Below are 14221 nucleotides of genomic sequence, written 5' to 3' on the forward strand. Positions count from 1 at the left end.
GAGGCAGGGAGTGCTCCGCGCGGTGACGGTGCTTTGGAGCCTTTGAATTTCCGCCTGTATAGGAGAAGGGCCAAGCTAGCCGATGCTCGGAGTCGTCTCGTCTCAACTTCGCGCGGCGGCCGTCTTAGCTCGAGGAACCATTAAGCGCGCCTACTAGGACTGGCAGTTTGCGAACCTGGCGGACCTCGCCCAATTAAGCGTAGTTGCGGTACGCAAGCGGCCGCAGGGGGCGTGACTGCGATCGCCTTCGGCAGAAACAACAATATTGAGGTCCGATGATCGCCTTCCTATCTGACCGCGCAAACGCCGTTACTGCCGTGGGGATCCTTTGTTCTGGAGCAGCGATGGGGTTAGTAGTGAGAGGGCACCAGGAGGCAGGAATAGCGCTCGGACTCTGGGCCATTATCGCAGATGATGTGGACGGCGAAATTGCCCGGCGCACCAAGAACCGTACAGCGGCCACCAAAGCCATTGGTAAAGCTCTCGATGCGTTCTCGGACCTCATCTTTGGATCGGTCATCCCGGCAATTGTCATCGCATCTTTCATCGATTTGCCAGCATCTGCGGTATTCACAGCCTTCATGATATTGATCGGGGCTCTTCGCCTGGCGTATTTCGGCTATTTCGGATTGGACGATCGCGGTTATTCGACCGGTCTACCTCTCTCTTACGCTCTGCCAGTGCTCGCGGCGATCTTGCTAATTGACCACACGATCGCGCCGCTTGAGTTGGGCATCGTTCTTCCTGCTGTCTTTGTACCGCTATCGCTGCTCCACATCGCCCCGTTCAAGATCAAAGCCTCAGGCACTCTGGTGCATGTCATTACCATCTGCGTAGCGGCCACCGGGTCCGCCGGACTGCTGATTGCGAGTAGAACGGGCGCATAATCGGTGTGGCCTAGAACGCGATAAGGCTGAGAAATGTCGAGCTTAATTGATGGCGTGGTATTTGCCGGAACCAGGGGACTTGCGACCCGCTGTCTTCTGTTTGTCATCGAGACCTGCGGCAAAGACCACATCGCGGGCATTCTCGGCGCTTCCCGGTACGAGAAAACATGGTGGCGGCATGAAACCAGTGAGGAGCTTTGGCAAGTCGCAGATCGCTTCGGGATACCGTTCTTCGAGTCGATAGACGATGTTCCTCCTCTCGGAAAATTTCTCGTCAGTGTCATGTGGAACAAGATCTTCCCTGCCCGAATCCTCGCAGGCTTTGAGCGAGGAGGCATTAATCTTCATCCAGGCCCGCTCCCTGAATATCGCGGCAGTTTTGCGCGGACGCATGCCATACTCAATGGCGAGAAGAGCTTCGCGGTGACTGTCCACGAACTCTCGGAGCGAGTGGATAGGGGCGATATCATTGGCGAGTTGCAGTTCCCCGTACTGCCTTCAGAGACAGCTCTTTCTTTGGATACCAGAGCCCAACGTTATGGCTACGCGCTGTTCTGCCAGGTGTGGCTGCGTTTGTTGGACGGGTCCTTCACTCGGCGGTCCCAAGACCAGTTGATCACTCAAGATAAGCGCAAGCCTTGCTTCTATCCCATGCGCATGATGACCGCACTTTTGGATTCGTCGGACGTTCCACGCAGCGCCGAAGAACTCGATCGGCTCTACCGCGCGCTATATCTTCCACCACGTATTGAGCCTCCGAAGTGGCTCGTGGAACGAGTCCTGACCAATGAGGTTCGGACGCTCATCCGTCGTGTTTAGCCTCAAAGGGTAAGGTTTGACTTGGCGCGCAGCGCGGCAGGTAATTCGGAATACTTGAGATCGCGCTTTTCGAGGAGGTCAATGAAGGCCAGTTTGTTGCCAGCACACCGCGGCTCCGAAACCTGACCGTGATCTTAGCTCTGGAGGGCGTGTTTTTGGAGCATCCAGCCTATCGAGAGGTGCCGGCGAGCCGGCGACCCGACCGCCTGGGCGTCGCCTTAGGACGCATGAGGAGGGCTAGCTGTGTGTGGAATTTGCGGATTCATTGGACGGATTGCCGATAAGTCAGTGACTGAACGGAACCTCGCGCGTTGCGTTCAGAGGCTCGCCCACCGCGGGCCCGACGCGAGTGGCAGTTGCGTGACGTCCTCGTTTGCCTTCGCGCATCGGAGGCTCTCTATCATCGATCCGGACCCTCGGTCGAATCAACCGTTCCTCGATGATGAGCTCGGCCTGACAGTCACTTACAATGGGGAGATCTACAATTACCGAGACCTAAGGCGGGACTTGCTCAGGCTCGGATACCGCTTTCGCACAGAGTCGGATACCGAGGTACTTTGCAAGGCATTTGCTTGTTGGGGGATTGATAGCGTCAAACGTCTGCGGGGAATGTTTGCTTTCGCAATCCACGACCGAAAGACCGGCACAGCGTTCCTCGTCAGAGATCGGCTCGGAATTAAGCCGTTGTACTACGCGTGCGCAGATAATGGAATTGTCTTTGCCTCACAGCCGTCAGCCATTCTGCATTGGCCAAGAGTCCGCTCAAAGCTCGATCCGGTTGGATTATCAAGCTTCCTCTCGTACCGTGCCGTCTTCGGCGAGAGGTCGCTGTTTGCAGATGTTCAAAAGCTGCAACCTGGCACTTGGCTGAAGATCACAGCGCAATCGCACGAGCACACGCGTTGGTGGGATCCTGCGCGCCTCGATGATAGTGGTGATTGCAGTTCTCTCGAAACGTTGATCGGCAGCGCCGTGAAGGAACATCTGGCGGCCAACACCCCAGTCGCCGCGCTGCTTTCCGGAGGGCTCGATTCCAGTGTCTTGGCCTTCGAGCTTTCAAGGCAATCTTCGCAAAAGCCGACATGCTTCACTGGCGTCGTATGCGATGATGAGTACGATGAAAGCCCCTATGCTGTCGAGGTCGCTAAAGCCCTCAAGCTCGCCCACGTCTTGGTTCGGCTGCCCGGGGCAACGAGCCTGGATGTCGTTAAGCGCCTTACCGCATTACGTGGTCATCCAGTCGGCATGCATAACGAAGCGGCGATGTATTTGCTCGCGCTGGCGGTCGGCCACTCTCACAAGGTTCTCCTGACCGGCGAGGGTGCCGACGAGATATTCCTTGGATATAGCCGGATCTTCAGATTGTCCTTCGACCTTCGCCGACAGGCAGTGCTAGCCGCTTTGCCTGACGTAATTGGCCGCCCGGCGCGACGTCATATCGGCCTTCCCAAGTTCAAGGCGAGCGAATTCGACCTCTTTCTTGCGCGGTACACTTACTTTCCCCAAGCCGAAAAGCTGCAGCTGGGGACACCGGCATGGAGAAAGGAGATTGTTCACGATGCGGACCTGATCGATTGGATGAATAACGCCTACCATTCAGGCGGCGCCACTCCGGTCGACCGTATGAGGCAATTCTTTGTACGGCATCATCTGCCGGCACTGCTGGAAATGGTCGACAACACCACAATGGCAGCCGGGGTGGAGTCTCGAATGCCCTTCACAGACCATCGTATCGTTGCGTTGGCTCTGCGCATGCCGTTTTCCGAACATCTGCGTTGGAGGCATGCCGTCGCCCCGTTTCAGGCGGCCTTCGCTTCGATTGAGAAATTTAGCGAGACGCTGGACGTTTCCAAGGCCGCTCTGCGCACTCTTTACAGAGATCGAATACCCGCAAGCGTGATCACGAGAAAGAAGCTCGGGTTTCCGTTGCCGTTAGGTAAGTGGGCGACAGACCAGAGCTCGGCGCCGTTTCGAGATTTGCTCTTTAAAGACTGTCCCGCGGTCGCCGATTATCTCGATGTTGGCGCGCTCCGACGATGGTATGAACGCCACTCTCAAGCGGCCAACGATAGATTCGGAAAACAACTTTGGTTGATCTGCAATCTAGAAGTCTTCCTTCGTGAACTATCTTCATAGATCTTTGTAGGATTGGATGCGGTGGGGCGAAGGCAATCCTGAATTCCAACCCATCGGTGGCAAAGCCTCGAGCCTATCGGTACGGAGCGGGAGGCCAGACGCGAAAAGGAGAATGGTTGGACGCGCGATCGTGCGATCCAGTGCGCATGATGCGTTCTGAGGGCGGCTGGAACTGCGGTGAACTAGACCTAATGCATTTAGACACGCGCGAAGGTAGTCGACCATGCTTGCCGCCTAACTGTTCGTGCCCCCGGAAAACGCACGTCAGACTAAGGCGCTGCAGGAATGCAGGGCCGGCCATCCTGATGGCTGGCTATGCTACTGTCGGACGCGGCGTATACCGGCGCTGCCCGACCGATGGCACCGATTGAATCAGCTGATGGTGCCTATGTTGGGCTTTTACCGGCTACCAAAATACATCAGCGTTCGGGACCAGAAACGCTCGGCGTGTCAGGCCGAAGTTGAGGGCTAGTATGAATCCTGGGCAGCGGAAGCGCAACATTCGCCATTTTTGGAAGTCCAGCAAGAATGACCGCCCTTTCCCGGTCGGGACCGAACTCCGTCATGCTGGCAAAGCTCTCGTGGTTGACGCGCGTGGCAGCATCCGCCTCGGCGGGATCTTTGAGAGGATCATTGAAGAACACGTAATCGACGTCGGCCCTGGTCACCACCACCCAATGAGTGATGGTTTTACCTTCGAACTCGATGCTGATCATCACGATGGGATACCACCCCACCGCCATCCATTTCGAGAGGTCGTCGAGGCTGTAAGTGCCAATATGGACAGGGATGCCGCGCTGGCATGCTTCGGCGAGATCTCGCTTCTGGAGGATCTGCATCACCTCCACCTCGCCGCCTTGTGAAGCGCGAGACTGAAGAAAAAGCCCATCATGGCTCACGACTACGAGGGTTGCGAAGCCGCGACGTTTGAGAGCTAGTGCCAGACCAACCGGTCCGCAACCACCGTGAATGGTGGTTGCCTCTCGCCAGATCTCGAGCTCAGCTGTTTCATTCGGCTGATATCGCTGGTCTAGCGCGGACATGACCATCATCAGGGAAGATGGTCCACAAGTGAACTTTCTCTTTTGCCGATACAGAGGAACGTTCCTGACCATTTGATTTGTTGAGCTTTCGAAGTCAGGACGCGACATGAGGGCACCTCAGATGGGTATGAAAGAAGCTTAGCGAGGTCTCATCTGGCGCAACGACTCGCTGATTGTCATCAGTGCAATCGCTGTCGCTGCGATGAGGAGGCCCGGCGCGAGCGCGATCCACCATGCGGTCATCAAATAGTCTCTGCCGAATCCCACCATATTACCCAAGCTGGACATCGGCGGTTGTATCCCCAGTCCCAGAAAGCTCAGGGTGCTTTCCAGGAGAACCGTCTCGGTGAGCCCAAGGGTCATGCCGACCACGATGGTAGGTGCACAGGCAGGCAGAATATGCCTTGCGTAGATATGGACCCGCGAAGCATTGTAGGTCCGCGCCGCCGTTACATGGAGCCGATTGCGGGCCGTCAAAGCCAGTCCTCTCGCGATGCGGGCGTGGCGCTCCCAACCGTGCAAGCCCACAAGACACACAAAAAGCGCGAGGGAATTGCCAAATATTGTTATGACAAGGAGTGCGGTCATCATGAACGGCACAGCAGCCTGCATATCGACAAGCACCATGACCCCTTCGTCGATCAGTCCGCCAAGCTCGGCAGCGAGAAAGCCCAATGAAACGCCGAGCAGCGTACTGATGAAGGTCCCGCCAGCCGCAACGAGCATGCTGATCTGGACCGAATATATCAAGCGAGCCAGCACGTCCCGGCCGAGCTCGTCGGTGCCCAACAAATGTTCCAGCGTGCCGCCGAAGAGCAGTGGTGGCGAAAGCCGTGCATCCAACGAGATCTGTGCTGGATGATAGGGGGAGATCACCTGGGCCAGTGCGGCAATCAACAGACATCCGATAATCCATATGGAGGCACCATAGAGTCCCAGCTTGAGTGGCCTACGCGGATCGCGTCCGGTTTTCGGCGAACGAACGATGTTCGAATTCCAATCACGCGCCCAGACGGTACTCATCTATGTCTCCGAGAAGTTCGACCGCGGATCGAGCCAGGTGTAACCGAGATCGACGGCTAGGTTGGTCATGATCATCGCAGTGCCAGCAAGCACGATAATTGCCTGTACCACTGGAATATCTCTGTTTCCGACGGATGTGACGAAGAGATTTCCGATACCAGGCCATGAGAAGACCGTCTCGACGACCGTCGAACCAGTTACTGCTCCGCCGATGAGTAGGCCAAGTATGGTCAGGATTGGCACCGCCGCATTGGGCAGTACGTGGTGGATCAATATCCGCGAGAACGGAATGCCGCGCACAAACGCAGCCAACACATACCGGCTATCCAGCGATTGACGAACGGCCACGCGCGTGTAGCGGGCAAGCACGGCCGAGCTTGCGGCCCCCATGGTGACTGCCGGCAAAACCAAGCTGCGCCAGCTGTCAGCGCCGCCGGTCGGCAACCAATTGAGCTGAATTGAGAACGCCAACATCAGGACGATTGCCAGAAAGAAGCTGGGAACGCACAATCCCACGAGGCTCGCGATCGTGCACGCACGGCCTATGAAGCTCGATGGAAACACCGCGGCAGCTATTCCTCCCGCAATGCCCGTGACCGCCGCCAAGGTCAGAGCAGAGCAGGTGAGCATTAGCGTCAACGGAAGGTGGCTGAGAACGACACCGAGTGCATCCTGTCGGTAGACGTAAGAAACGCCTAAGCTGCCTCGGACGACGTTATGGAGATAGGCCAGGTATTGTACCAGGATCGGGCGGTCGAGCCCCAATTCGCCCGAGTATGCGGCGCGCATGTCCGCGGTCGCATCCGGCCCGAGTAAGACGGTTACGGGATCGCCCGCGCAGCGCATAAGAATGAACACGCTTGTTACCATCAAAACAAGCGTGACCAATGCGCGGCCAATTTTGCTCGCAAATACCTTCTGGGCTTTTCGCCTCATGCGGCTCTCACCTCTCCGCCGGCAAGTGCCGACGCCCTATTGGCTGCGAACATGGCTTTGAAGGTAATGCCATTTCAACGCCGAGTTCAGAATTGGGCACCGCCCTCAGCAGGGACTTCATGTAATCCGTCTTCGGGTCGAGCAGTACCTGATCGCGCGAGCCGCTCTCAACGATGGTTCCGCGCTTTAGGACGGCGATCTCTGAGCAGAGATAGGCGACCGATCTGATATCATGGCTGATGAATAAGAGGGAAAGGCCCCGGCTCTCACGCAGATCCGACAGAAGGTTCAGGGTCTGAGCTTGAACGGTCATGTCGAGTGCGGAGACGGGCTCGTCACAGATCAGAACCTCGGGATCGAGAATAAGCGCCCGCGCTATATTGACCCGCTGCGCCTGTCCGCCGCTTATCTGATGTGGCAATTTGCCAAGGATCTCGCCCGATAGGCCAACGGCGGAAATTGCTGCAGCGAGCCGAGCCTGACAACATGAAGACTTCATTTTGAAGTTCACAAGCAGGGGCGCGATAATTTGTTTCCCGATCGGGGTGGCTGGGTTCAGTGCGTCGATAGGGTTCTGAAAGACAGGTTGGACACGCAGGCGGAACGCAGCCAATCGAGCCCGCGTCAGCAGCTCGCCATCGAAAAAGATCTGGCCCGCTTGTGGCGCTGTCAGGCCAAGCAGAAGCTTCGCAATTGTGCTTTTGCCGCTGCCGGACTCCCCGATCAGCCCATGGGCTTTCCCGCGACGGATGCTCATGTTGATCTTGTTCAGCCTTGAGCCGCCTAGGACCTCCGCAGCGGAGCGCCGAGCAGCCGGGTAGCAAAAGTCGATATTGCGCAGCTCGAGAATGGGCTCGGAGGACGCGCGCGATGTGCGAACGCGAGGAGGCCCGATTGGCAACGTCATTCATGCCTCCAAGTTGTGGCATGCCACCACTTGTTGTGGAATGCCCTGCAAGGCGGGCCTTGTGTGCCGGCAAATGTCCATCGTTCCGGAGCACCGAGATGCGAAATTGCAGCCGGCCTGTCGCTGAGTAGGGTCAGGGAGGCTACCTGCAGGGCTGTTCAGACGCCGGGGCTGCCCCGAGAGCGGGGGGACGGCGGAGAATAGCGCGCGCGTATAGGGGTGCAGGGGAGTGCGCCCGACAAGATCGGCGCACCCGATTTCGACCAACTGGCCGGCGTAGAGAACGCCAATGCGATCCGACCGCTGCAGGGCAAGGCCGAGGTCATGGGTCACAAAGAGGATTGCCATGTCTGAGCGGAGCCGTTCAAGCAAGTCAAGGATCTGCTTTTGCGTGGTTACGTCGAGAGCCGAGGTCGGCTCGTCTGCGATGAGAAGCTTGGGCTTCATCGCGAGCGCCATTGCAATCATGACGCGCTGATTCATTCCGCCAGACATCTCGTGCGGATATTTTCTCATCGTCTCTCTGGGGTCATCGATCCCCACTTCGCAGAGCAGATCTGCAGCTCCTTCGTTCGCCTCTCGCTTGCTCAAGCCGCCAATCATCTGGACAGTCTCGCGAAGCTGGAATCCAATGCTCCGGACCGGGTTAAGATATAGACTTGGCTGTTGGTAGATCATTGCGCGCAGGCGCCTATCGACATCGGTAAGAGGCCTGCCTTCGATGTGAATGTCGCCGAGACATCTCAGCTCGGAACTTGCTACTCCCATGATGGTCGAACACAGGACGCTTTTTCCGCTGCCGCTTTCGCCGACAAGCGCGAAAAACTCACCTTTCCGCAACTCGAACCGAACGGCATCCAGGAGGCGCGTCTCGGGCCGGTCTGCAAGAACGACAGTCAATCCATCAATGCTCAGGAGCGGCGGGCTGCAAGCCGCAATGGCTGGGCGCCCGGCATTCCCGTGCTCAAAGGTTTGGACAGAGGGCGCTTCAAGTGCATGCGAAGTGGTTTGGTCCATGATTCCACCTTCCGAGCAGACAATATTCTTCTGCGTCTGGCCCAAGGCGTTCTCGGCTAGACGTTGATTGCGCCTGGCCGAAAATCCATCAAACCCGTCGGCGTCGGTGTCCACTTGATGTTGGCGCGCTTTCCGAAGAACTCGCCAAGCGAATGGAGCACCGTTCCTGGTGGATCAATCTCGTCGAATATGTCGAGCATCTCTTGATAGGCGGCTCGTCTTTCTACCGCATCCTGCGCCGTCAGCAAGATCGTCTCCAACACGCTGAATCTGTCGTTGCGCCAATACCCACCCCTCTGAAAATTGCTTTGAGACCCCCAGCGCGAGACGAACGAGGCGGTGGGGTCGGGGTAGTATGTTCCATCGGACGAGTTGTTCACAGCGCGACCCAGACGGTCTTCCACCTGGGCCCAATTCTCTTTCATTTGGATGTCGACGTTCAGGCCGGCAGACCTCCACATCGCTGCGATGGCTTGAGTTTCGATAAGCTCAGCCGTGTAATAATTGCCGACTGTTTTGAAAGGAATTGCTGCCCCGTTATAACGGGCTTCGGCAAGAAGTCGCTTCGCCTCTGCCGGATTGTACCGGGGGATTGACCGGTCAGGATTGTAGAGAACGCCGTAAGCAGGATGTTGATGGGAGGGCGGCACACTTATGCGCTTGCGCCAAATGCTATCGACAATGGTCTGCCTATCGATTGCAAGGTTCATGGCGCGCCTTATGCGCGGATCCCGCAGCACCTCGTTCGTGGTCGAATCATAGACCAACGTGCGGAAGGACATCGTGTCGCCTCCAACCACGTCCAAACGGTTGTCAGCCGCGAGGAGATCGAACTGATCCGGCGCTACGGTCGTGACAATATCGAAGTCGCCGGCGCGAAGGCCGGCGACGCGTGCCGCCGGCTCGCGCACCATCCGAAACTCGATTCCCTTCAGCGGCGGCCTTCCACCCCAGTACCCGTCGTGCGCCTCAAGGCGTATGTAGCGGTTTTCGACGGCCTCAACGACCCGGTAAGGCCCCGCCGCTATGGGAGCCCTGGCCCATTGATCGAATGTCGCGGCCTTCAGATAGCCCGATTTCGAGACGATGCCGGCTCCATAGGAGGTCAGGCGTTTGACAAAAACAGGATCGGGCGCCTTGGTGCTAAACTCGACAGTATGTCGACCGGTTGCCCGCACCGCGCTCATCGATGGAAAGCTGATTTGGCCAACGCCAAAACCCGGACTGTCCTTTGCGAGCATACGCTCTGCACCAAAAGTAAATGCGACGTCCTCTGCCGTTAGCTCTTCGCCATCGTGGAAGCGAACGTCTTTCCGCAGAGACACGCGATATGTGGTGCTGTCGAGGGCTTCGATGCTTTCAGCCAACATCGGCCGAATCTGCCCGTTGCGCTGATAGTCGATTGCAAAGAGCTTGTCGTAAATACTCTCGAGTACCCGGAAGCTCACGAGCGCCGTAGCACGGGGATGGAGCGGATCGAGCTCGACGCGCAGATCCTGCATTGCAATCCGCAGTGCCGTTCGGCCAGCGTCTTGGGCAAAGACAGAGGTCGATGGGAGCAAGCTCAGCCCGCCGACAAATCTGAGAACCTCGCGTCGGTTGCGAACAGTCATTGAACATCCTTTAGTAGCATCAGCTATGATTGCAGAGCTTCTGGACCACGTGCTCACGTTTGGTCAGGGCGGGACTCGCACAATGTTTTTCTGCGGGGCCGTTCGAGTACTGCGAGATATAATTCACGCCATGTGACACCATCATGACAAACCTAGGTGCCTAGGTAGCTCTGGACAAGAAGGCTGCCACTCCCGTAGGTTGGGGCTGCGGAATCGGAGCGGGAAGGTGGCCAAATGAAATTTGTAATTGTGATGCTCGATGGCCTTCGTCCTGACCAGCTAGACGACGCAGTTACGCCGAATCTCGCCGAGCTGTCCAAAATCGGCCTTCGACTTGACCGCCATACCTCATCTTTTCCCAGTGAGACGCGGGTTTCATCGGCCGCGCTGGCCACGGGCGGACATAGCTCGGCTCATGGAATCATCGGCAACCGTTTTTTGGCAAGCGGTCGGTCCATCGACGGATCTTCGCTCTCGGCGCTCCTGACGCTCGGCAGCGAACGCGGTGGCGTCCTCACCGCCACTACGATCGGCGAAGTCTTGGCGGCTCATGGTCGTGCGATGCTGACGATCGGATCTCAGTCGCAGGGCTCTTTTGGACTTTCGAGCTGGGGCAGTTGGCAGGCTGGTGCGCCGGCGTTCTGGGTTCATGACCCATCGAAGTTCAGTAACAACGCGGCCGTTCGCCGGATTGCGTCATGCTTTCCGGTGCTCCCTGCCGACGAGCGGCCGGCGCGTGCTACCATTGAGCGTGTCGTCGATCTATTCTTTTCATTTCTCACGAAAGCAGCGCTTCCGGAGGTCAGCCTGCTGTGGCTTTCGGAGCCGGACATTGCATATCACATGTTCGGACTTCAGCATCCTACGGCCCGTGAGGTGCTCCACGAGGTCGATCGGCAATTTGGGCGCATTTTCGCTTGGTGGAGCGAGAAAGGAGAGCGAGAGGGGGTACAGCTTATTGCTGCATCCGATCACGGGCACGCCATCATTGGAGAAAAGGTCTCCGTATTGAACCACCTGCAGCGGTCGGGATTCAAGGTCGGATACGAGCTCACGCCCGACGTAGACGCCGCAATAACCGCTCAAAGGGTTGTCAACATTTGGGTCCGGGACAGAGAAGGCCATCTTCTGACAGAGATGTATCACAGCCTTTCCGAGCAGCCATGGTTTGGCGTGGCTTTCTCACGTAAGGCCGCCGATGGCTCTCCACTTATCGCCAACACCCTCCCGCTTTCGGCTGTCATGGCCGAACACCAACGAAGCGCGGATCTGTCGTTTGTTCTCGCCGATTGCAGCGCGGCCAATTGGAACGCTCCGCCCGACGCCGTGTACTACGATGGAGCCTATCCGATCGGCGTTGGCATGCACGGCGGGCTTTCGCCGCACGAGCTGTCTTCATTATGCATCCTTGCTGGCAATGGCTTTAAAAGCGGAGTTGTTGCTGCCCCGACCAGCATCGTTGATCTGGTACCGACGATCCTGTCCAGCTTGAGACTGCCGCTACCGTCGACTGTGCAGGGCCGTATCATCCATGAAGCTTTGCAAGATCGCGGGGACGGAGGTCAGTATGATGTCGAAGATGCGAGCGTCTCAATTGCCTCTTCAGCGCGCCGCGCAACTGTCTTCCGGGAGCATTACGGGCGGCGTTTTTATCTGAGGGGAGCGGCCGTAACGCGGCTGGCGCAACCGAAGAACGATAGACGTGACGCTAATCCGACGCAGTTGAGCACCTGAACCACGGACTATTTGGCCTATGTATCAAGGAAAACGTTGGGAATTTGTTCGATCGAACATCGAAGAAGCTATTGCGTCGAGCCGATTTCGGCCAGGCGAAAAACTTCCGAACGACGTCGAGCTTGCTCTCAAATATGGTGTCAACCGGCACACCGTAAGATACGCTATTCGGAGACTTGAGCAGGAAGGACTGCTTCGTGTCGAGCAGGGGAGAGGCACCTTCGTTGTCGAACATCCAACAACCTATCTTCTCTCCCCTCAAACCCGGCTGACCGACAATCTCATCTCGCAAGGCCGCTTGGCACGTCGTAAGATCCTGTCTGCTGCAACGGTACCGGCAGACGAGCGACTGGCCGGCTACCTCGACTTGCAGGCCGGTGACGATGTGCTGCGCATCGACACGCTCAGTTACCAGGACGAGATCCCGATCGTCATCGCGCATAGCTACTTTCCGGCGAAACGCACTCCCGGACTGCTGGACAAATTCTCTGGCACCAACTCGATCTCGACAGCTCTCAGGCGCATCGGAATTGACGACTACTCGCAGCAATGGGTTACGATAAGTGCGCGTCTGCCCTCCGCCCAGGAGGCGCGCCTGCTTGAAATGTCCACTTTGGCGCCGGTCTTCGTCAAAGAGAGCCTTGATTGCTCCGGCCGTATTCCGATCAAATTTGGCGAGAATGTACTTTGCGCACCAAGAATCAGCTTCAGATTCGACTTCAAAGAGATTAGTTCCGCGGAGCAGTCGCTTGCAGGAAAGTCTCGATCCGGGAAAGCGCAAGCGAGCAAATCGAAGTCATCTATCTCCTCCAAGGTCTAGGTCTCGTCCCATTCCTGCGGTCAAAGCGGCTGGCCCAAAATGACTGTTTCGCTACAACATCGCTTGGGATGTGTTTTCACATTCTATGCCGGGACAAGCGCTCGTGTTCTGCTAAGACAATGGGCGGCCGCTTTGATTGCGGCCTCCGTCAAGCTTACGGTTTCTTGGCCGTTCTTACCCGCCCGGCGTCGAAGGCAGCCGCGAATGTCGAAGACGCGCAGCGACAAACCTTCCGTGACCGTCTCGAACGTCACCCTGGGCGATAGGATCAAACGTAGTCGGCTTCTGCGAAGATGCGCTCGGCGGTACGCAGATCTTCCGCGTCATCGATTTCGTACCACCTGAGGCCATCGCATCTCACCGCAGCAAGCAGCAGGCCTCGTGTTTCCACGAGATAGGAAAGAAGCTCCTCGGTGTAGGCCTGGGTAGCTCCGGCCCTGATCGTATCGTCTAGGGCCGGAATGACCTCTGTCCGCAGAGTAGACGCGGACAGCCGTAACAGATTCATCGTCTTGTAGAGAGGGGGGCCACCCGCGATTAGATCTCGCGCTGTTTGCTTCAAGCGAAATTCTGAAATGAAGCCAAGATCGGACAACAGGACCGCCGATCCCTGCATCAGCGCATGGAAGGGAGCGACAGCAGCAGCGTTGGGCGCTTTAGTGATAATCAGCTGCCGCAATACATTTTCCTCGAAGAAGACGTCGCCCTCAAGAACGAAGTAATCTCCGGAAAGCAGTGCGTCACGCGCCAGCCAGAGCGAATAGGCGCTCCCAGTACGGTCGTAAGCGGAGGATTCGACGTAGTCAATCGTAACGCTGCCAAAGCGGCTGCCGCAGGCCTCTTTGATCGCCTCTTTGCGATACCCCACAACGATCGTTACGTGTTCCACGCCAAGACAGCCAAGGTTATGTAGCGCGTTGTACAGGATGGGGGTGCCATGGATTTGGACTAGAGGTTTTGGGCTTAGATCCGTTAGCGGCCGTAGACGAGAGCCCACTCCAGCGGCAAGAATGAGAGCATGCTTGGGAACATTCACAGGCATTTCAATTCGCTTTCTTCATCCCGCCTATCGCTCTGCGAGCATCGTGGAAGGCCTCTGTTAAATCTCAGGTGCCGCAGACTTGTCAGACCACCCCGCGATTGAAGGAGGCAAGCATGAATTGTCGCCGGCGCATACACTTGCATCAGCCGCTGTGTGTGCTTCCTCGAGCTGTAGCGAAAGCTGTTTCGCCATATCGAGAGCCTCTCCAGGAGTTTATGTCACTGCCAATTGCGTGACACTGGTG

General features: G+C 57.2%; 12 protein-coding genes. 5 read left to right on the top strand and 7 right to left on the bottom strand.

The genetic code is table 11. From position 1 onward, the window contains the following. The first annotated feature begins 275 nt into the window (after positions 1-275). The 3 genes from ACNJYA_RS09895 to asnB all read left to right on the top strand — a co-directional run bounded on the left by ACNJYA_RS09895 (position 276) and on the right by asnB (position 3842). Entirely contained in the window at positions 276-887 is a 612-nt protein-coding gene (locus tag ACNJYA_RS09895; protein ID WP_439402695.1) for a CDP-alcohol phosphatidyltransferase family protein, read from the top strand. Between the two features lie 33 nt (positions 888-920). Then, on the top strand, positions 921-1706 hold the full coding sequence (locus ACNJYA_RS09900) for a formyltransferase family protein (RefSeq protein WP_439402696.1): 786 nt from the start codon (positions 921-923) through the stop codon (positions 1704-1706). A gap of 288 nt (positions 1707-1994) precedes the next feature. After that, positions 1995-3842 carry an asparagine synthase (glutamine-hydrolyzing) gene (asnB, locus tag ACNJYA_RS09905; protein ID WP_439402697.1) on the top strand — a complete coding sequence of 616 codons (1848 nt, stop codon included), beginning with the start codon at positions 1995-1997 and terminating at the stop codon, positions 3840-3842. A 419-nt stretch (positions 3843-4261) separates the two neighbouring features. On the opposite strand, the gene ACNJYA_RS09910 is transcribed toward asnB, so the two are convergent. From ACNJYA_RS09910 to ACNJYA_RS09935, 6 genes are read right to left on the bottom strand one after another with little or no spacing between them, the layout of a single operon-like run. Continuing rightward, positions 4262-4993 (bottom strand): peptidase C39 family protein, encoded by a 732-nt coding sequence (locus ACNJYA_RS09910; protein ID WP_439402698.1) that lies wholly within the window; start codon positions 4991-4993, stop codon positions 4262-4264. 30 nt (positions 4994-5023) lie between these two features. Then, positions 5024-5908: an ABC transporter permease gene (locus ACNJYA_RS09915; RefSeq protein WP_439402699.1), complete on the bottom strand. Its 885-nt coding sequence runs from the start codon at positions 5906-5908 to the stop codon at positions 5024-5026. Beyond that, positions 5909-6844 carry an ABC transporter permease gene (locus ACNJYA_RS09920; RefSeq protein WP_439402700.1) on the bottom strand — a complete coding sequence of 312 codons (936 nt, stop codon included), beginning with the start codon at positions 6842-6844 and terminating at the stop codon, positions 5909-5911. It lies immediately after the preceding gene. Between the two features lie 7 nt (positions 6845-6851). Then, positions 6852-7751: an ABC transporter ATP-binding protein gene (locus ACNJYA_RS09925; protein ID WP_439402701.1), complete on the bottom strand. Its 900-nt coding sequence runs from the start codon at positions 7749-7751 to the stop codon at positions 6852-6854. Next, a complete protein-coding gene (locus ACNJYA_RS09930) occupies positions 7752-8882 on the bottom strand; it encodes an ABC transporter ATP-binding protein (RefSeq protein WP_439402702.1) in 1131 nt (376 codons plus the stop codon). Beyond that, positions 8825-10381, bottom strand: a complete 1557-nt coding sequence (locus ACNJYA_RS09935) for an ABC transporter substrate-binding protein (RefSeq protein WP_439402703.1) — start codon at positions 10379-10381, stop codon at positions 8825-8827. The genes ACNJYA_RS09930 and ACNJYA_RS09935 overlap by 58 nt, the downstream gene beginning before the upstream one ends. A 234-nt stretch (positions 10382-10615) precedes the next feature. Here ACNJYA_RS09935 and ACNJYA_RS09940 point away from each other — a divergent pair, with 234 nt between their 5' ends. Continuing rightward, a complete protein-coding gene (locus ACNJYA_RS09940) occupies positions 10616-12115 on the top strand; it encodes an alkaline phosphatase family protein (RefSeq protein WP_439402704.1) in 1500 nt (499 codons plus the stop codon). A 19-nt stretch (positions 12116-12134) separates the two neighbouring features. After that, positions 12135-12935, top strand: coding sequence for a phosphonate metabolism transcriptional regulator PhnF (phnF, locus tag ACNJYA_RS09945; RefSeq protein WP_439402705.1), 801 nt, complete (start codon positions 12135-12137; stop codon positions 12933-12935). Between the two features lie 268 nt (positions 12936-13203). On the opposite strand, the gene ACNJYA_RS09950 is transcribed toward phnF, so the two are convergent. Continuing rightward, the gene (locus tag ACNJYA_RS09950; RefSeq protein ID WP_439402706.1) at positions 13204-13977 is read right to left on the bottom strand and encodes a phosphocholine cytidylyltransferase family protein; all 774 of its coding nucleotides are present in this window, start codon (positions 13975-13977) and stop codon (positions 13204-13206) included. Between the last annotated feature and the right edge of the window lie 244 nt (positions 13978-14221).

The organism is Bradyrhizobium sp. BLXBL-01 (assembly GCF_051853025.1).
GTDB lineage: Bacteria > Pseudomonadota > Alphaproteobacteria > Rhizobiales > Xanthobacteraceae > Bradyrhizobium.